At 49.7% G+C, this 19947-nt stretch carries 17 protein-coding genes; 4 read left to right on the top strand and 13 right to left on the bottom strand.

Annotation, left to right across the window (positions count from 1 at the left end):
* Positions 1–49 precede the first annotated feature (49 nt).
* The 13 genes from ACO0LF_RS03950 to ACO0LF_RS03890 all read right to left on the bottom strand — a co-directional run bounded on the left by ACO0LF_RS03950 (position 50) and on the right by ACO0LF_RS03890 (position 14123).
* Positions 50–412: a hypothetical protein gene (locus ACO0LF_RS03950; RefSeq protein ID WP_423012091.1), complete on the bottom strand. Its 363-nt coding sequence runs from the start codon at positions 410–412 to the stop codon at positions 50–52.
* 41 nt (positions 413–453) lie between these two features.
* Positions 454–1551: a cell division protein ZapE gene (gene zapE / locus ACO0LF_RS03945; RefSeq protein ID WP_423012089.1), complete on the bottom strand. Its 1098-nt coding sequence runs from the start codon at positions 1549–1551 to the stop codon at positions 454–456.
* A gap of 178 nt (positions 1552–1729) precedes the next feature.
* Entirely contained in the window at positions 1730–3157 is a 1428-nt protein-coding gene (lpdA, locus tag ACO0LF_RS03940; protein ID WP_423012087.1) for a dihydrolipoyl dehydrogenase, read from the bottom strand.
* 61 nt (positions 3158–3218) lie between these two features.
* Complete coding sequence (locus ACO0LF_RS03935) at positions 3219–3551, bottom strand: PspC domain-containing protein (protein ID WP_423001367.1); 333 nt, start codon at positions 3549–3551, stop codon at positions 3219–3221.
* A 33-nt stretch (positions 3552–3584) separates the two neighbouring features.
* Positions 3585–4841 (bottom strand): 2-oxoglutarate dehydrogenase complex dihydrolipoyllysine-residue succinyltransferase, encoded by a 1257-nt coding sequence (gene odhB, locus ACO0LF_RS03930; RefSeq protein WP_423012085.1) that lies wholly within the window; start codon positions 4839–4841, stop codon positions 3585–3587.
* Positions 4842–4902: 61 nt separating this feature from the next.
* The gene (locus ACO0LF_RS03925; protein ID WP_423001371.1) at positions 4903–7758 is read right to left on the bottom strand and encodes a 2-oxoglutarate dehydrogenase E1 component; all 2856 of its coding nucleotides are present in this window, start codon (positions 7756–7758) and stop codon (positions 4903–4905) included.
* 306 nt (positions 7759–8064) lie between these two features.
* Positions 8065–9369: a citrate synthase gene (gene gltA / locus ACO0LF_RS03920; RefSeq protein WP_423012083.1), complete on the bottom strand. Its 1305-nt coding sequence runs from the start codon at positions 9367–9369 to the stop codon at positions 8065–8067.
* A gap of 61 nt (positions 9370–9430) precedes the next feature.
* A complete protein-coding gene (locus tag ACO0LF_RS03915) occupies positions 9431–9712 on the bottom strand; it encodes a succinate dehydrogenase assembly factor 2 (RefSeq protein WP_423001375.1) in 282 nt (93 codons plus the stop codon).
* A 123-nt stretch (positions 9713–9835) separates the two neighbouring features.
* Positions 9836–10546 carry a succinate dehydrogenase iron-sulfur subunit gene (locus tag ACO0LF_RS03910; protein ID WP_423012081.1) on the bottom strand — a complete coding sequence of 237 codons (711 nt, stop codon included), beginning with the start codon at positions 10544–10546 and terminating at the stop codon, positions 9836–9838.
* A 12-nt stretch (positions 10547–10558) separates the two neighbouring features.
* Positions 10559–12334, bottom strand: coding sequence for a succinate dehydrogenase flavoprotein subunit (gene sdhA / locus ACO0LF_RS03905; RefSeq protein WP_423012079.1), 1776 nt, complete (start codon positions 12332–12334; stop codon positions 10559–10561).
* A 2-nt stretch (positions 12335–12336) separates the two neighbouring features.
* On the bottom strand, positions 12337–12705 hold the full coding sequence (gene sdhD / locus ACO0LF_RS03900) for a succinate dehydrogenase, hydrophobic membrane anchor protein (protein WP_423012077.1): 369 nt from the start codon (positions 12703–12705) through the stop codon (positions 12337–12339).
* Positions 12706–13113 (bottom strand): succinate dehydrogenase, cytochrome b556 subunit, encoded by a 408-nt coding sequence (gene sdhC / locus ACO0LF_RS03895; protein ID WP_423012075.1) that lies wholly within the window; start codon positions 13111–13113, stop codon positions 12706–12708. It lies immediately after the preceding gene.
* Between the two features lie 206 nt (positions 13114–13319).
* Complete coding sequence (locus ACO0LF_RS03890) at positions 13320–14123, bottom strand: GntR family transcriptional regulator (RefSeq protein WP_423012073.1); 804 nt, start codon at positions 14121–14123, stop codon at positions 13320–13322.
* A 352-nt stretch (positions 14124–14475) separates the two neighbouring features.
* Here ACO0LF_RS03890 and ACO0LF_RS03885 point away from each other — a divergent pair, with 352 nt between their 5' ends.
* The 4 genes from ACO0LF_RS03885 (at position 14476) to acnA (ending at position 19853) form a co-directional block, all read left to right on the top strand.
* Positions 14476–15465: a malate dehydrogenase gene (locus ACO0LF_RS03885; RefSeq protein WP_423012071.1), complete on the top strand. Its 990-nt coding sequence runs from the start codon at positions 14476–14478 to the stop codon at positions 15463–15465.
* Between the two features lie 66 nt (positions 15466–15531).
* On the top strand, positions 15532–16503 hold the full coding sequence (locus ACO0LF_RS03880; RefSeq protein WP_423012069.1) for an HpcH/HpaI aldolase/citrate lyase family protein: 972 nt from the start codon (positions 15532–15534) through the stop codon (positions 16501–16503).
* A gap of 8 nt (positions 16504–16511) precedes the next feature.
* The gene (locus ACO0LF_RS03875) at positions 16512–16991 is read left to right on the top strand and encodes a hypothetical protein (protein WP_423012067.1); all 480 of its coding nucleotides are present in this window, start codon (positions 16512–16514) and stop codon (positions 16989–16991) included.
* A 126-nt stretch (positions 16992–17117) separates the two neighbouring features.
* Positions 17118–19853 (top strand): aconitate hydratase AcnA, encoded by a 2736-nt coding sequence (gene acnA / locus ACO0LF_RS03870; protein WP_423012065.1) that lies wholly within the window; start codon positions 17118–17120, stop codon positions 19851–19853.
* The last annotated feature ends 94 nt before the right edge of the window (positions 19854–19947 follow it).

Below are 19947 nucleotides of genomic sequence, written 5' to 3'. Positions count from 1 at the left end.
GAAACATGGGCGCCTGACTTACAGTCGCTTACAAAATCCGCAGCCGAATTTAAGGCTTGGCCTGCTTTTTTGCTAAATCCCTATCCAATTCTTCAATGCGCAATTTACGCTGCAAGGCCTTGGCTTCCAGCGATATCCTTTGCAAGGATATGATGTACTGACGACGCTGCTGCTTGACGTCATTGAGACAATCATTGACGAAGAAAATTTGATGACAAGCGCGATCTGCCTGCTCATACCAGCGCTGCAAACGCAGTTGCGTAGCACTACTCTCATTCAAAGCATTCTCAGCCTGCTCCGCAGTAGCAAGACTGCCAGCTGCATATTTTTGATCCAGACTGGCAGTCAAACTCGCAATTTGCGCCAGCTCTTCACTATCAGGCATAGCCTGGACAGATAGGACAATAGTCATTTGCAAAAGTAATCCCAGGCAAATCGACAATATAGGTTTCATTAAGCAATACTTTCTGCAAGCTGGCGTTGATCGGCATCCATATATTCTTTTGATTGCATTTCTATAATACGGGATACAGTCCGATGAAATTCATTAGACAAGGTACCATTGGTATAAAGTTCCTCAGGCGGCACTTCAGCCGACATGATCAGCTTGACCTTGTTATCGTAAAACACATCGATCAACCAGGTAAAACGTCTTGCTTCGGAAGACATGGCGGCTGACATACGTGGAATTGAGGACAGCACAACTGTATGGAAACGGCTGGCTATTTCAAGATAATCATTCTGAGAACGCGGGCCGCCACATAAAGTAGCGAAATCAAACCAGATCACACTACCAGCACGACGCAAGGACTTTAACTTGCGACCCTCAATATCGACCTGAGGATCTTCATCACTGGTCTCTGCCACACGCGCAAAGCTGTCACGTAAAGCCTTGTCGGTTGCGGCACTCAATGGTGTCAGATAGGCCTGCACCTGCTCTAAAGCGCGCTTGCGATAATCATTGCCAGAATCGACGTTCAAGATATCCAGCTTCTCTTTCAAGAGCGCGATAGTCGGCAACATGCGGTCCCGGTGCAAACCATCAGGATAGAGAGTATCAGGTTGATAATTGGAAGTCATGACGAATGACACTCCATTTTCAAACAGGGCATTGAGCAAGTTATACAACAACATCGCATCTGCCACATCTGAGACATGGAATTCATCAAAACAAATCAGGCGGTATTTTTTGGCGATTCTGCGCGCCACTTCATCAAGCGGATCTGCGACGCCTTTGAGTTCATCAAGCTGCCTGTGTACAGCACGCATGAATTCATGGAAATGCAGGCGGGCTTTTCTGACGACGGGTACGACAGAAAAAAAACTATCCATCAAGAAGGACTTGCCGCGCCCTACCCCACCCCACATGTAAACGCCACGGGGCACTTCGGGCCGGGTAATCAGGCGGGTAAATTTATTCGCACGTTTGCCCTTGTACTCCACCCATTCTTCATAGGCCGTCTGCAAGCGGTCAACTGCACGCTTTTGTGCTTCATCGGCCTGAAAACCGCGTTGACTCAAGGCATCCTGATAATACTCTATGACATTCATGGGCGAGGGATACTATCTTTGCAGGCTTGCCAGCACATGGCAAGCGGGTAAAAAGCGACGCACCCTACCCCAAACAAACTGAGGACAGAGTGCGCTGCCAATCTGGACGCAATATTGCGCCCCTCATTCAAAAACTGCTCAAGCAATAGTCAAGCAATACTCAAACAGGCAGCCTGAATCAGAAATTCAGGGAACGCTTGTCAACTGCCAATGCTGCTTCTTTCGTTGCTTCAGACAGGGATGGGTGTGCATGGCAAATACGGGCGATATCTTCTGCCGATGCCTTGAATTCCATCGCCACTACGGCTTCAGAAATCAATTCAGATGCCATAGGTCCAACGATGTGTACACCCAGGATTTCATCTGTCGTTGCATCCGCCAGGAACTTGACCATACCTGAAGTATCACCCAGGGCACGCGCACGGCCATTCGCCATGAATGGGAAAGTACCTGCTTTGTACGCCACGCCGTCAGCCTTCAATTGCTGCTCAGTACGGCCTACCCATGCGATTTCTGGAGAAGTGTAGATTACCCAGGGGATGGTGTTAAAGTTCACATGGCCATGCTGACCAGCGATACGTTCAGCCACTGCAACGCCCTCTTCTTCAGCCTTGTGTGCCAGCATAGGGCCACGTACCACATCGCCCACTGCCCAGACATTCGCCAGATTGGTTTTGCAATCGCCATCAACCGCGATGAAACCACGTTCATCGAGTTGCAGACCAACAGCTTCTGCATTCAAACCATTGGTGTTAGGTGTACGGCCAATGGAAATGATCAGTTTGTCGAACACTGCCTTGTGCTCTGCACCCTTGTCGTCAGTGTAGTTGACAGTCACATCGCTACCGCCATTGACGATTTCACCTATCTTGACGCCCAGATTAATGGACAGGCCTTGTTTAACGAACAGTTTGTGCGCTTCTTTAGCGATTTGTTCATCCACAGCACCGAGGAAAGTTGGCAATGCTTCCAGCACTGTCACTTCAGCACCCAGGCGACGCCAGACACTACCCATTTCCAGACCAATCACACCAGCACCGATAACGCCGAGTTTTTTTGGTACGTCGGCGATTTTCAATGCGCCGTCATTCGACAAGATGGTTGCTTCATCAAATGCTGCGCCTGGCAATGCACGTGCATTCGAGCCAGTCGCCACAATGATGTGCTTGCCAGTGATGGTTTCTTCAGTTTTGCCAGCTACCTTGATTTCATAACCAGCAGCGTCGCCTTTAACAAACGAGCCATGACCATGGAAGAAAGTCACTTTGTTCTTTTTGAACAGGTACAAGATACCGTCATTGTTTTGCTTGACGATAGTGTTCTTGCGGCCCAGCATCTTGGCAACGTCCAAACCCAGACCTTGCACATTGATGCCATGGTCAGCGAAAGCATGACCAGCATGCTCATAATGCTCGGAAGACTGCAACAGTGCTTTGGATGGAATGCAACCTACGTTGGTGCAAGTACCACCTGGAGCCGGACCACCTTTTTCATTAGTCCATGCATCGATACAGGCAGTAGAAAACCCCAGTTGGGCAGCGCGAATTGCGGCGATGTAGCCGCCTGGGCCACCACCGATAACGACGACGTCAAATTGTTTGCTCATGAAAATATCCTGATTTTGTGTAAATGATTTAGCTGTGAAACTGCCGTTGCGCTTTAGTGCTTCAGCTTTCTTCAGGGACGAATATCCAGGCCAGCAAATAAGCCACAACACCCGCACCAAAGTAAAGACTGAAGAAGACAAACATCAAACGCCAGATCCAGGAATCCAGACCGGTAAATTGCGCCAGCCCACCACAGATACCACCCAGCCACTGGTCTTTTTTTGACCGGCGGAATTGATTCAGATGATTAAAACCCTGACTCTGCTGTTGACCGGATGTGGAAGTGTCGCCAGTTGCCAGCAATCTGGCTTTGGCTTGTGCAAATTCTGCATCAGACAGTGCTCCTGCCTGATGCAGTTCATGCAGACGTTTGATTTCGTCAGCGATATTCACAGAATGATTCTCGCTTTGCGCTCAGAACCTGAATTACAGATCAAGCAACAGACGAGCTGGATCTTCCAGCGCATCTTTCATTGCCACCAGACCCAGAACTGCTTCACGACCGTCAATGATACGATGGTCATAAGACATCGCCAGGTAATTCATAGGGCGAATCACGATCTGACCGTTTTCAACTACCGCACGGTCCTTGGTCGCATGCACGCCCAAAATTGCAGATTGTGGTGGGTTGATGATAGGTGTGGACAACATGGAACCGAAAGTACCACCATTCGAGATGGAGAAAGTACCGCCAGACAAATCGTCCAGAGTCAGTTTACCGTCTTTTGCCTTGGCACCGAATTCGCCGATTTTCTTCTCGATTTCAGCAATCGTCATTTGATCCGCATTGCGCAGGATAGGTACTACCAGGCCGCGTGGAGAACCAACAGCGATACCGATGTCGAAGTAACCGTGGTAGACGATGTCGTTGCCATCAACAGAGGCGTTGATGATAGGGTATTTTTTCAATGCAGCAACGGCAGCTTTAACGAAGAAGGACATGAAACCCAGTTTCACGCCATGCTCTTTTTCAAACTTGTCTTTGTACTTGTTGCGCAAGTCCATGACTGGAGCCATGTTGACTTCGTTGAAAGTCGTCAGAATCGCGTTAGTCGATTGCGATTGCACCAGACGTTCAGCGATACGTGCACGCAAACGGCTCATCGGTACGCGCTCTTCTGGGCGGTCACCCAAGCTGGCGATCGTAGGAGCGGCGACTTGTTGCAGAGCTGGTTTGCCCGCAGCAGGTGCAGCCAGAGGCGCAACTACTGGTGCTGCGGCAGGCTTGGCGGCTACGGCTGCCAGCGCATCACCTTTGGTAACACGGCCATCTTTACCGGAACCATCAACTTGTGCTGCAGTCAGGTTGTTTTCTGACAGGATTTTTGCTGCTGCTGGCATTGCCACGCCAGCAGAAGATTTTGCATCAGCAGCAGATGTGGCAACAGCGGCAGCGCTTACTGGAACAGCAGATACTTCCATAGGGCTTACTTTTGCGGATGCATCAGTATCGATAATCGCAATGATTTCGCCAGCGACGACCGTACTGCCATCGCCCTTGATGATTTGTGTGATGACGCCAGCGTCAGGTGCTGGCAGTTCCAGCACGACTTTGTCGGTTTCCACGTCGATCATGTTTTCGTCGCGGCCAATTGCTTCGCCAACTTTTTTATGCCAGGACAACAGGGTTGCTTCTGCGACAGACTCAGATAACTGAGGAACTTTTACTTCGATAATTGCCATTTTTTACTCTCCGATTCGGGTAGCCAGATGCGACATCAGCTTCTGATGTCGCATCGCGTCATTATTTGGTCAGGACAAAGCCTTTGAGTTTGGAAAATGCCGTTTCCAGCAATGCTTTTTGTTGTGCATAGTGCTTGTCATAGTAACCGACAGCTGGCGATGCACTGGCTGGACGACCTGCATATGCAAGTTTTTGACCGTCTTCCAAACTTTCAAAAATATTGTGCTGGATCTGGAACCATGGTCCCTGATTTTGCGGCTCATCTTGTGCCCAAACCAATTCCGCCATGTTCGGGAATTTTTTCAGTTCAGCAACAAAACTCTTATGCGGGAAAGGATACAGTTGTTCAACACGGACAATTGCCGTATCAGACTGACCGCGTTCTTTACGGGCATTGACCAGGTCGTAATACACTTTGCCTGAGCAAGCGACAACACGCTTGACCTTCTTCGCATCAATCTTCTCATCAACTTCACCGATGACGGTCTGGAAACTACCTTTAGCCAGGTCGGACAAAGGTGAACCTGCATCCTTGTTACGCAGTAAGGACTTCGGTGTCATGATAACCAGAGGCTTGCGGAACATGCGTATCATCTGGCGACGCAACAGATGGAAAATCTGGGACGCAGAAGTAGGCTGAACCACTTGCATATTATTGTCAGCACACAGTTGCAGGAATCGTTCTGGGCGAGCAGATGAGTGCTCAGGACCCTGACCTTCATAACCATGCGGCAGCATCATGACCAGGCCAGAGGCACGACCCCACTTAACTTCGCCAGAGCTGATGAACTGATCGATAACAACCTGGGCACCATTGGCGAAATCGCCGAATTGCGCTTCCCAGATAGTCAGTGTGTTTGGCTCTGCTGTGGAGTAACCATATTCAAAGCCCAATACCGCTTCTTCAGACAAAACGGAATCGATGACAGTGAATGGGGCCTGCTTGTCAGAAATATTTTGTAGGGGAATATACGTACCCGCATCCCAGCGCTCACGGTTTTGATCATGCAAAACAGCGTGGCGGTGAACGAAAGTACCGCGACCTGCATCCTGACCTGTCAAACGGATAGCATAACCGGAAGAAACCAGGGATGCGTAGGCCAGATGTTCGCCCATGCCCCAGTCCAGGTTCATGTCGCCACGACCCATGGCTGCACGGTCACCCAGGACTTTTTCTACCAGGCTATGTGGCTTGAAGCCTTCTGGTACAGTCGTAATACGCTCAGCCAGACGCTTCAATTCAGTGGATGGTACTGCAGTGTCAGCAGCATCTGTCCATTTACGGTTGAGGAAAGGGATCCAGTCAACAGCGTATTTGTTTTTGAAATTGGAGATCACCGGATCATGGGTGTGCTTGCCAGCATCCATGGCATCACGGTAAGCCTTGATCATTTGATCGCCACCATCTGCAGGGATAGTGCCTTGTGCAGCCAGCTTGTCAGCATACATACGGCGTGTGCCTGGATGCTGAGCAATTTTCTTGTACATCAAAGGCTGAGTCAGTGCAGGTGTATCTTGCTCGTTGTGACCAAGTTTGCGGTAGCAGATGATGTCAACGACGACGTCTTTTTTGAATTCCATACGGTAATCCAGAGCGATCTGAGTCGCCAGGACCACTGCTTCAGGATCATCTGCATTCACGTGCAATACCGGTGCTTCGATCATTTTGACTACGTCGGAGCAATACAGGGTAGAACGTGAATCGCGTGGATCAGAAGTCGTGAAACCGATCTGGTTATTGATGACGATATGCACAGTACCACCTGTACCGTAGCCGCGTGTTTGCGCCAGGTTCAGGGTTTCCATGACCACGCCCTGCCCTGCAAACGCGGCATCGCCGTGTACCAGGATAGGCAAGACCTGTGAGCCATCTTTGTCGCCGCGACGATCCATACGCGCTTTGACAGAACCCTCAACCACTGGATTAACGATTTCCAGATGGGAAGGATTGAACGCCAGTGACAAATGAACCGGGCCGCCTGGAGTAGAAATATCAGACGAGAAACCTTGATGGTATTTAACGTCGCCAGCTGGCAAGTCGTCACCATGTTTGCCTTCAAATTCAGCAAACAGGTCCTGAGGCATTTTACCCAGGGTATTGACCAATACGTTCAGACGACCACGGTGGGCCATACCGATAACGATTTCTTCTACACCGCGCTCACCGGCGCGCTGGATGGTTTCATCCATGGAAGCGATAAAGCTTTCGCCGCCTTCCAGGGAGAAACGCTTCTGACCCACATATTTAGTATGCAGGTAGCGTTCCAGACCTTCAGCCGCAGTCAGGCGGTCAAGGATGTGTTTTTTCTTTTCAGGAGAGAAAGATGGTGTGGAGCGTATCGCCTCCAGCTTTTGCTGCAACCAGCGCTTTTCTGTAGGATCACTGATGTACATGAACTCAGCACCGATGGAACGGCAGTAAGTATCACGCAAGGCATTCAAAAGGTCGCGCAATGATGCTGTTTCTGGCCCGAAATAGGTATTGCTGATATTGAACTGTATGTCCATATCAGCATCGGTAAAGCCATAAAAACTTGGTTCCAGCTCAGGGATACTTGGACGTTCCTGGCGTTGCAGCGGGTCCAGATTGGCCCAGTGACTACCGAGGAAGCGATAAGCAGCGATCAGTTGCTGGGCAGCGACGCGTTTGCGTCCCATTTCAGCGTCAGCAGTCGCATTGACTGTGCGTATCGGGCCTTGTTTGGCACGTTCAGCAAACGATGCAATAACAGGTGCATGGGCGACGTCTGGCTTGGCAGAGCCATCGACAGCAGGCACGTTTTGCATGGCGTCGAAATACGCGCGCCAATTGTCTGGAACAGAACCGGGATTATTCAGGTACGCCTCATACAGTTCTTCTACGTACGGCGCATTGCCGCCGAACAAGTACGAGTTAGCGTTATATTGTTGCATCATCTTGCTCACCTTTCTTCGCGTTTCGCGAGATTAGCGGGTTAATCTAACCTTCCGCGACACGGCCTGACCGGTTAGCGGATTGCACATCAAGTTGTGGGGAAGGGCTTAGTTCAAACTATCCTCGAGATCAAATCAAAAAGCATGTTATTTAGATATGATTTTTGATTGGATCACGAAAGTTATATGTAAAAATCACTTTCGTGGCGAAGCATAGCATAATTACTGGAGAAAAAAAAAGCGAGTCGCAAAGACTCGCTTTTTACAACAGCATTAATAGCTAAAAAATAACTCTTAATAAAACTGGAATTAACGCTTATCGATAGCTGGCACATCACGTTTGGCTGCGCCAACAAACAACTGACGTGGACGACCGATTTTTTGCTCTGGGTCAGAAATCATTTCTTTCCATTGAGCGATCCAGCCTACTGTACGGGCCAGAGCAAAGATACCGGTGAACAATGCAGTTGGGATGCCCAGCGCACGTTGTACGATACCAGAGTAGAAATCGACGTTAGGATAGAGCTTGCGGCTGACGAAGTATTCGTCTTCCAGCGCGATTTTTTCCAGAGCCATGGCGAGCTTGAACAGTGGATCATCCTGCAGACCCAGTTCTTGCAACACTTCGTAGCAGGTTTCACGCATCAGCTTGGCGCGTGGGTCATAGTTTTTATAAACACGGTGACCGAAGCCCATCAGCTTGACACCAGAATTTTTGTCTTTGACCTGAGCGATGAAGGTAGGAATATTATCGACACTGCCGATTTCTTCCAGCATGCTCAATGCAGCTTCATTCGCACCACCGTGAGCAGGACCCCACAGGCAAGCGATACCAGCAGCGATACAGGCAAATGGATTGGCACCAGAGGAACCAGCCAGACGCACTGTCGATGTAGAAGCATTTTGCTCGTGATCCGCGTGCAGGATCAGGATGCGATCCAGGGCGCGCACCAGTACTTCATTGGTTTTGTACGGCTCACATGGCGTAGAGAACATCATGTGCATGAAGTTCGCGCTATACGACAAGTCATTGCGTGGATACACGAAAGGCTGGCCGATAGAATATTTATAGGCCATTGCTACCAGTGTAGGCATCTTGGCGATCAGGCGAATAGCTGACACTTCGCGATGATGTGGATCATTGATATCCAGTGAGTCATGGTAGAAAGATGCCAGTGCACCAACCGTACCTACCAGTACCGACATAGGGTGCGCATCACGACGGAAGCCACGGAAGAAGAATTGCATCTGCTCATGCACCATGGTGTGATTGGTGACAGTTGCTACAAATTCTTTCTTTTGATCTGCCGTTGGCAATTCGCCATTTAGCAACAAATAGCAGGTTTCCAGGAAATCGCCGCCATTGACAGCCAGTTGCTCGATAGGATAACCGCGATACAGCAGTTCGCCTTTATCGCCATCGATATAAGTGATGGAAGAATTACAGGCTGCCGTGGACATGAAGCCTGGATCATAGGTAAACATGCCGGTAGAACCGTACAATTTACGGATGTCGATAACATCAGGACCAATCGAGCCCTTGTAAATCGGCATCTCCAAGGCTGGCGAGCCATCGGAGAATGATAGCGTGGCTTTTGTTTCAGAATTTGTCATGGCTCTTCCTTCAGATAAGAGGTGAGTCGTTAATCAAAAAAACACAAAAAATCAAATTGACTTACGCCACTTGCAGGCGCAGCAATAAAGCATGAACATGAGGCAGATCGACTTCGGCTTCCGGTTTTGTCTTGGCCATCAGCAGATCCATTAAAGTATTGTCCGGCAATTCCATCAGGCGGCTGAAGGCATCCACTTCCTCATCTGTCAGGGATTCTTCATTGGCATCCAGAAAACGTGTCAAGATCAGATCATTTTCCAGCAAACCGCGCCTTGCCCGCCACCGTAGCCTTGCCCGCTTTACCGGGTCGCTTTGATGGGATATAGCTTGTGACTCAGACATAATTAATTCTCTTCCATACTGACTATTTCATGCGGCTCTCAGCTTGCCTGGAAAACCGCATGAAATAGTAGCGATAGTAGCGATGCCATGAGACATCGCTACAATGCAACTTAAACTGCGAACTTAGACTGCGCGACGGACCATCAGTTCTTTAATCTTACCGATAGCGCGGGTAGGATTCAGACCTTTTGGACAGACGTCCACACAATTCATAATAGTATGGCAACGGAACAGACGGTACGGATCTTCCAGGTTATCAAGACGCTCGCCAGTTGCCTGATCACGTGAATCAGCAATGAAGCGATAGGCCTGCAACAAACCAGCCGGACCAACGAATTTATCCGGATTCCACCAGAACGAAGGGCATGAAGTAGAGCAGCATGCACACAGGATGCACTCATACAAACCATCAAGCTCTTCACGTTCAGCAGGTGACTGCAGACGTTCTTTTTCCGGAGGAATGGAATCATTCATCAGGTAAGGCTTGATGGAATTGTATTGCTTGAAGAACTGCGTCATATCCACGATCAAATCACGGATCACTGGCAAGCCAGGCAAAGGACGCAAGACGATAGGCTCAGTCAATTCATTCAGGTTAGTGGTACATGCCAGGCCATTCTTGCCATTGATGTTCATCGCATCAGAACCACACACACCTTCACGGCATGAGCGACGCAGCGCCAGAGAGTCATCAACATCAGACTTGATACGTTGCAATGCATCCAGCAACATCTTGTCCGTATCTTGCAATGTAACGGTCAAGTCTTGCATGTAAGGCTTGGCATCCTTGTCCGGATCGTAGCGATAAATTTTAAATTTCAGTGTACGTGCCATATCGGTATCTCTTTAGAATGTACGTGGTTTCGGTTTGAAGGTTTCTACGGTCAGTGGCTTGGTCACGACCGGCTTGTAGTCGAGGCGATTGCCTTCGGAATACCACAAGGTATGCTTCATCCAGTTAACGTCGTCGCGATGTTCGTAGTCACGATGTGCATGCGCACCACGGGACTCTTTACGGGCGGCGGCTGATGTAATCGTTGCCTTGGCTGTTTCAATCAGATTATCCAGTTCCAGCGCTTCTACGCGGGCTGTATTAAAGACCTTGGATTTATCCTTGAAAGAAACATGCTTGCGACGCTCATCAAGCTCCATAATTTTCTTGTAGCCGGTTTGCAGCAAGTCATCCGTACGGAATACGCCGCAGTATTGCTGCATGGTGCCACGAATCGCATTGGCGACATCTTGCACGCGCTCGGAACCTGTACTGGTTTCCAGCTTGGACAAACGTGACAGCGCCAGATCTGCTGCATCAGCAGGCAAATCTTTATTGCTGCGCGCCTTGAGGTTACTTGCAACCACATGATTACCAGCTGCACGACCAAACACCAGCAAATCCAGCAGGGAGTTGGTACCCAAACGGTTTGCACCATGCACAGATACGCAGGCGCACTCGCCGATTGCATACAGACCATTGACGATTTCACTGCTACCGTTTTTAGGTGCAACTACCTGACCATAGATATTGGTCGGGATACCACCCATCTGATAGTGAATCGTAGGAACAACAGGAATTGGCTCTTTGGTTGCATCAACGTTGGCAAACTTGTGCGCGATTTCCAGAATCGATGGCAAGCGTTTTTGAATGGTTTCAGCACCGATATGACGCAAGTCCAGCATGACGTGGTCCTTATTTGGACCACAACCACGACCCTCTTTAATTTCCTGATCCATGGAGCGGGACACGAAGTCACGTGGCGCCAAGTCTTTCAGCGTAGGTGCATAACGCTCCATGAAGCGCTCACCCTGGCTATTCACCAGAATACCGCCCTCACCGCGCACACCCTCTGTAATCAAGACACCGGCACCGGCAACACCGGTTGGGTGAAATTGCCAGAATTCCATATCTTCGAGTGGCAGACCAGCACGAGCCGCCATGCCCATACCGTCACCGGTATTGATAAACGCATTAGTAGAAGCCTGCCAGATACGACCAGCACCACCAGTAGCAAATATCGTGGTCTTGGCTTCCAGCATCATGACTTCGCCAGTTTCCATTTCCAGTGCAACCACGCCGAGTACATCACCATCCGCATCGCGGATCAGGTCAATCGCCATCCATTCAACAAAGAAATGGGTACGGGCACGTACATTGCGCTGATACAGGGTATGCAGCAAAGCATGACCAGTACGGTCAGCCGCCGCGCAGGCACGTTGTACAGGCTTCTCACCAAAGTTGGCAGTATGACCACCAAAAGGACGCTGATAAATTGTGCCATCAGCGTTGCGGTCAAACGGCATGCCGAAATGCTCAAGTTCATAAACGACTTTTGGCGCTTCACGGCACATGAATTCGATGGCATCCTGGTCACCCAGGTAATCGGAACCTTTGACCGTGTCAAACATATGCCAGTACCAATTATCTTCTGACATATTACCGAGGGAAGCACCAATACCGCCCTGCGCAGCTACCGTATGAGAACGGGTAGGAAATACCTTCGACAATACGGCGACGTTCAGACCAGCTTCAGCCAATTGCAGCGAAGCACGCATGCCGGAACCGCCGGCACCAACGATGACCGCGTCAAAACGGCGGCTAGGGATTGTGGATTTAATTGCAGCCACTTTTATACTCTCCACAAAATCTGTGCAGCATAGCCAGCACAAGCAATCAACCACACAATTGTGGCAACTTGAAATACCAGACGCAGCAATACGCTGTGCGTCACATAATCCATCCAGATATCACGCATACCAACCCAGGCGTGATACAACAGGCAGATGACGACAGAGAAAGTCGCCAGCTTGAACCATTGCATGGCAAATATGCCCGCCCAGCCAGCCTGAGTGAAGTTGGTACCCGTCAAAAACAGACCCAGCAAAATAACGGTGTACAGCGCCATGATGATGGCAGTGACACGTTGCGCCAGCCAGTCACGCAAACCGTAACTTGCTCCCACGACCAGACGCTTGGGTCCAATATTATTATTTGCCATTTAGAATACTCCGAACAATTTCAAGGCTATCAATGCTGCCAGCACAAGGCTGATCGCCAACACACCCACTGCTGACTTGCGTGCACGATCCTTGTCCAGACCATAGTGCAGATCCATGGCCAAATGACGAATACCAGCGCAGAAATGGTGCAGATATGCCCATGACAAAGCCAGAATAATCAACTTGACGAAAACGCCAGATGTCAATGCCTGCAATTCAGCGAAAGTTGCTTCCGAGGTCAAACTCTTATCAAGCAGATAAAGGATGAATGGCAACAACAAAAACATCAACATTCCACTTACCCGGTGCAAGATGGAAACGAAGCCTGCTAGCGGCAACCGGTATCCGGTCGCATCTATCAAGCGCATGACACCAAAGCGCGGCTTGGCTTTTACTACTTCAGACATAAATAATCTCCCCATTAACTAGTCTGTACATAAACCTTGCAATTTTCGCTCATTTTGGTGCATTGCACCAACTAAAATCGGTGCAATTTACAAAATATCGCTATCTTAAACCTAAAGCTCTGCGGGTGCAGAGCACGCAAACACACGTCACAAGGTCAGGACACGCTAAAAAACATAGCAACAACATCGGTCGCAGTATGATTGATTTAGCTTAATTCATTCCTGTAATGGTGATTCACCGTCAGATACAAGCCACGACGCAACTCGACTGGCTTGTCGCCATAAGTAAAGGAAACACGTTCAACGTTGAGCAAAGGCGCACCCACATTCACACTCAGCAGGCCGGCAACCGCATCATCAGCGCACACTGCACGGATTTGCTCGGACGCTCTTATCATGTGCGTACCAAATTCGCTTTCAAACAGGCCATACATAGGCCCCTTGTATTCATTCAAGCGCTCGGCAGTCAAGCCTTTAAAGATAGCACCTGGCAACCATAAATCATCCAGAATGGTAGGCACACCAGAAAAAGACTGCACGCGACGAATAAAGACGACCGAGTCACCCGATTTAATATCCAGCAAGCGCGCCACTTCTGCAGGCGCACGCATGCGCTTGACTTCAATGATGCGATTCTCGGGATAATGCGGCACACCCTCATCAGGCGCTAACCGCAAAAAACGAAATTGCGAACGTGCTTCATGGTGGGTGGCGACAAAAGTCCCCTTCCCTTGCCTGCGCACGACCAGGTTTTCTGCCGACAACTCATCAATCGCCTTACGCACCGTACCCTGACTGACTTTAAAGCGTCCAGCCAACTCCATCTCGCTGGGGATCAACTCCCCCGGCTTCCACTCGCCGGACTGCAGGCTCTGGGTAATCAAAGATTTTATCTGTTGATATAATGGACTGAAAGTGGGCGACGCACTCAAAGACGAAGCACCAACCCCAGCACCTGGAGTAGTCGGCACAGCGGGCGAATTATTTGCGGTTGGTATGATAGCGTTCATAGACTGCAATTTCACCACAAAACCACCCGTCACGTCCAGAACAAAAACTAAGTGATATGTCTTATATAAGACATAAGATATTGATTGACACTTAGCCCGGCACGACCTACACTCCCGTACAAATAGTTGGCGCCAGCATTTAACCAGCACCAACCAGCAATCTGTCACACAGCTGTCATACCAAGCAATATAGTTCGAACGCTTTCAATGTAAAGGACGAAAACATGTTTGCAGCGGATTTTGGCTGACTGACAGCGCTTTCAACGGTATCATTAAGTGTTTTACATAGCGTCGGCTTATCAGTCGCTGCAATTGTTTGAACATCGTTTTCACACCACTTCGGAGATGCATCATGGCGAAATCCCCTATGCGCGTAGCTGTTACCGGCGCCGCAGGCCAAATTGGCTATTCCCTTCTGTTCCGTATCGCCAATGGCGACATGCTGGGCAAAGACCAGCCAGTGATTCTGCAATTGTTAGAAATTCCTGACGAAAAAGCCCAGAAAGCGCTGAAAGGCGTAATGATGGAAATAGACGACTGCGCATTCCCACTGTTGGCCGGCATGTCCGCTCACAGCGATCCAATGACAGCGTTTAAAGATATTGATGTAGCCTTGCTGGTCGGCGCACGCCCACGTGGCCCAGGCATGGAACGTAAAGATCTGCTGGAAGCCAATGCACAGATTTTCACTGTACAAGGCAAGGCACTGGATGCAGTAGCATCCCGCAATGTTAAAGTTCTGGTCGTTGGCAACCCAGCCAATACCAATGCTTACATCGCCATGAAATCGGCACCTTCCCTGCCAGCGAAAAACTTCACGGCAATGCTGCGCCTGGATCACAACCGCGCCTTGTCTCAAGTGGCTGCCAAAGTTGGCAAGCCAGTTGCTGCAGTTGAAAAACTGTGCGTATGGGGCAATCACTCCCCAACCATGTACGCTGACTATCGCTTCGCGACTGTTGACGGCGCATCCGTCAAAGACCTGATCAATGATCAAGTCTGGAACAAGGATGTATTCCTGCCTACAGTTGGCAAACGCGGCGCAGCAATTATCGAAGCACGCGGCCTGTCTTCTGCAGCATCTGCAGCGAACGCAGCAATCGACCACGTACGTGACTGGTTGCTGGGCACAAACGGCAAATGGACAACCATGGGCATCCCTTCCGATGGCTCTTATGGCATCCCTGAAGGCACCATGTTCGGCTTCCCTGTAACAACGGAAAACGGCGAATACACTATTGTTCAAGGTCTGGAAATCGATGAGTTCTCCCGTGAACGCATCAACGTCACTCTCAAAGAATTGCAAGAAGAGCGTGATGGCGTCAAACACCTGGTAGGTTAATCAGGTCAGAGGGCAGGTTCTGGCATTCGCTGGAACCTGTCTTGGTTCACGATGATATTTTAAGTAATGCACCCATCTACAGTACTTTTTCAGGATCAAATTGAACCGGTTATATTGCCGGTCTGCGACCATTACGCAGGATCTGAAAAATTGATGCGCAAATCGATTGCGCTACAACAGGAACTAGGTGGAGTTTTTGACATCACTCTCGATTGCGAAGACGGCGCAGCCGCTGGCAATGAGAGCCATCATGCAAACCTGGTCACTAGTTTAGTGAACAGCACGGACAATCATTATCAACGCCTTGGCGTGCGAGTGCATGATGTACATCACCCCGCATTTGAGCAAGACCTGGAAATCATACTGCCAGCAAGTGCAGACAAACTCGCCTATGTGGTTTTACCCAAAATAAACAATGTCGCCGAATTGCAAACCGCACTCCGGCGCATTAGTCATTTTGGTAAAAGAACTGACGGCCGACTGATACCAGTACACGTCTTGATAGAAACCCATGGTGCACTGGCAGAAGTGCAGCAAATTGCCGCCCTGCCCCAGGTAGAATGCCTTTCATTTGGTTTGATGGATTTTGTATCCTCCCATTTTGGCGCCATACCCGCATCGGCGATGCGCTCGCCTGGCCAGTTCAGCCATCCCCTGGTCTTGCGGGCCAAGCTAGAAATTGCTGCGGCCTGCCATCGCTATGGCAAAGTGGCCTCGCACAATGTTACCACCGAGATCAAAGACACCAGCGTCGTGGCCAATGACGCACATCGCGCAGCCAGCGAGTGCGGCTACACACGCATGTGGAGCATACATCCAGACCAGATACGGCCTGTCATCCAGGCATTTTCACCCAGCGAAAACCACATCCAGGATGCCATCGACATCCTGACCCAGGCAAAAAAACAGGCATGGGGACCAATACAATGGCAAGGACAGCTACATGACAGAGCCAGTTACCGCTATTATTGGACAATTTTAAGACGAGCCCAGTCAGGGCAAATCGCATTACCGGCAGCAGCACAAGAGTTACTCTAGGAGACACCATGAAATTACTTTCTTTTATCAGCCTGGCATTTGCAGCATGCGCCATCCTTGCAAGCAATGCCAATGCAGTGGAAGCACCACGCAGCAAAACCAAATCCACAGCAAAGGCGGCTAAACCTGCCGCTGCGCAGGCGAACAAAGAAGATGACGAACCGGAACCGGACGTGGCCCTGCATAATAATTTCGACTACAAATGTGAACTTGGCAACTCTCTGACCATGTACACCAATCCCGAAGATGCTGACCATGTCGCCATGCGCTGGAAAAAACGCTTATACCGTCTGACCAAAGTCGATACCACGACAGGTGCCGTGCGCTTTGAAAACCGCAAGGCTGGCCTGGTCTGGATAGGCATTCCGGCCAAAGGTTTATTACTGGATTCACATAAGGGCCAGCAATTGGCCAATGAATGCAAGACCGAAGCAGCATCACTGGCAGAAGTGAATAGCAAGGATAGCAGTGCGGCACAAGCCAAATAAGTTTTAATTTTAAAACAAGCGATACCGGATTTCACTGCAGCCTTAAGACTGGCTGAGATGAGTGAGCGTGCGTCGTCTGATTTAATTATTTTTTGATCGTTGATTTCGTAAATAAGAGGAAGAGCCATGAGCCAAAATGCGTACAAAGATGCATTCAAAACCCTGAAAGATTTTAAAATTTCGGATACCAAGAAAGGCAAGTTCTTTTCCCTGCCTGCACTGGAAAAAAATCTTGATATAAAAATCTCACGTCTGCCGGTGTCCATCCGTATCGTGCTGGAATCAGTGCTGCGTAACTGCGACGGCAAAAAAGTTACTGAAGAACACGTCAAGCAACTGGCGAACTGGGGTGCGACAGCTGCCCGTACTGACGAAATTCCTTTCGTGGTGTCGCGCGTCGTCCTGCAAGATTTTACCGGCGTACCTTTGCTGGCAGATCTGGCTGCCATGCGTAACGTGGCTGCCAAACAAGGTAAAAACCCAAAGAATATCGAACCGCTGGTTCCGGTTGATCTGGTGGTGGATCACTCTGTACAGATTGATCATTTCCGCGAAAAGAAAGCACTGGACCTGAACATGAAACTGGAATTCCAGCGCAATAACGAGCGTTACCAGTTCATGAAATGGGGTATGCAGGCATTTGATACTTTTGGCGTGGTTCCCCCAGGTTTTGGTATCGTCCACCAGGTTAACCTGGAATACCTGGCACGCGGCGTACACAAAGCCAAAGACGCCAAGAAAAATGAAGTTTACTACCCTGACACACTGGTAGGTACAGATTCCCACACCACCATGATCAATGGTATTGGTGTCGTAGGCTGGGGCGTTGGTGGTATCGAAGCAGAAGCTGGCATGCTGGGTCAGCCAGTTTATTTCCTGACACCTGACGTCGTCGGCGTCAATCTGACTGGCGCATTGCGTGAAGGTTGTACAGCGACGGATCTGGTATTGACGATCACTGAATTGCTGCGCAAAGCCAAGGTTGTTGGCAAGTTTGTTGAATTCTTCGGCGTAGGCACACGCTCCCTGTCCCTGACAGACCGCGCAACCATCGCTAACATGGCACCGGAATACGGCGCAACGATGGGCTTCTTCCCAGTCGACGAAGCTACCATAGACTACTTCAAAGGCACAGGCCGCACCAAGGCAGAAATCGACGCATTCGAAGGCTATTTCAAAGCCCAGAAAATGTTTGGTATCCCTGAAGCTGGCGAGATTGACTACACGACAGAAATTTCTCTGGATCTGTCTACAGTTGCACCGTCCCTGGCTGGCCCTAAGCGTCCGCAAGACCGAATCGAAATCGGCAACGTCAAATCGACATTTGCAGACCTGTTCTCCAAGCCTACAGCAGAAAATGGTTTCAACAAGAAGGCTGAAGACCTCAATGCGGTATACACCAATACTGATGGTGTGAACGTCAAAAACGGCGATGTACTGATCGCTGCGATCACTTCCTGCACCAACACATCCAACCCTAGCGTCTTGCTGGCTGCTGGCTTGCTGGCTAAAAAAGCAGTTGAAGCGGGTTTGAAAGTTGCTCCACATATCAAAACTTCGCTGGCCCCTGGCTCACGCGTTGTGACTAAATACCTAGAAGCAGCTGGCCTCTTGCCTTACCTGGAAAAACTGGGTTTTGGCGTCACAGCGTATGGTTGCACGACCTGTATCGGTAATGCCGGTGACCTGACACCTGCAATGAATGAAGCAATTGTTGCCAACGACGTTGTGGCATCTGCCATCTTGTCTGGCAACCGTAACTTTGAAGCACGCATACACCCGAATATTCGCTCCAATTTCCTAGCCTCCCCTCCTTTGGTAGTTGCCTACGCCATCGCTGGCAACATGACCCGCGACCTGATGACAGAGCCAGTTGGCCGCGTTAAAGGCAAGGACATTTTCCTGGGCGACATCTGGCCTACCAGCGCAGAAATCAGCAAGCTGATGAAATTTGCGATGAATTCCAAAACATTCAAGGAAAACTACGCAGACGTCAAAGGCGCCCCAGGCAAGTTGTGGGAAAACATCAAAGGCGTGGCCGAAGGCGACGTTTACAACTGGCCTACCTCGACTTACATCGCTGAGCCACCGTTCTTTGCTGACTTCACGATGGAACCAAAAGCAGCCGCAACTGGCATCACTGGTGCACGCGCACTGGGTGTGTTCGGCGACTCCATCACGACTGACCATATCTCCCCAGCCGGTTCCATTAAAGAATCCAGCCCTGCAGGTAAATGGTTGAAAGAAAACGGCGTACTGAAAGCCGATTTCAACTCCTACGGCTCACGTCGTGGTAACCATGAAATCATGATGCGCGGCACATTTGCCAACGTGCGCATCAAAAATCTCATGATCCCGGCCAAGGAAGATGGCTCCCGCGTTGAAGGCGGCGAAACCCTGTTCCAGCCAACTGGCGAACCTATGGCGATCTATGACGCAGCGATGAAATATGTTGCTGACGGCGTACCAACCATGATCTTCGGTGGTGAAGAATACGGTACAGGCTCCTCCCGTGACTGGGCAGCTAAAGGCACACAATTGCTGGGCGTTAAAGCTGTCATCGCCCGTTCTTTTGAGCGCATTCACCGCTCCAACCTGGTTGGCATGGGCGTATTGCCACTGCAATTTATCGGCACTGACAGTGTTGATACTTTGCACATTACTGGCAACGAATCTTTCGATCTGAAAGGCATAGAAGATGAAATCAAGCCACAGCAAGAAGTGACTCTGGTCATCAACCGTGCCAACGGTGAAAAACAAGACGTTAAAGTCTTGTTGCGCATCGACACACCTATCGAAGTTGACTACTACAAACATGGCGGCATTTTGCCATTCGTATTGCGTCAATTGCTGGCAGCTTAAGCTACAGAAGCAAACTCATCCCTGCTCGCAGGGGTGAATTGAAAAAGAGTGAATTTTCTCGGAAATTCACTCTTTTTTCTTTGGTCTTTCTTTC

Origin of the sequence: Undibacterium sp. Di27W, from assembly GCF_049340345.1 — a bacterium.
GTDB lineage: Bacteria > Pseudomonadota > Gammaproteobacteria > Burkholderiales > Burkholderiaceae_D > Undibacterium.
Note: the sequence above shows the minus strand (reverse complement) of the source record. Positions and strands in the feature narration are given on the sequence as shown.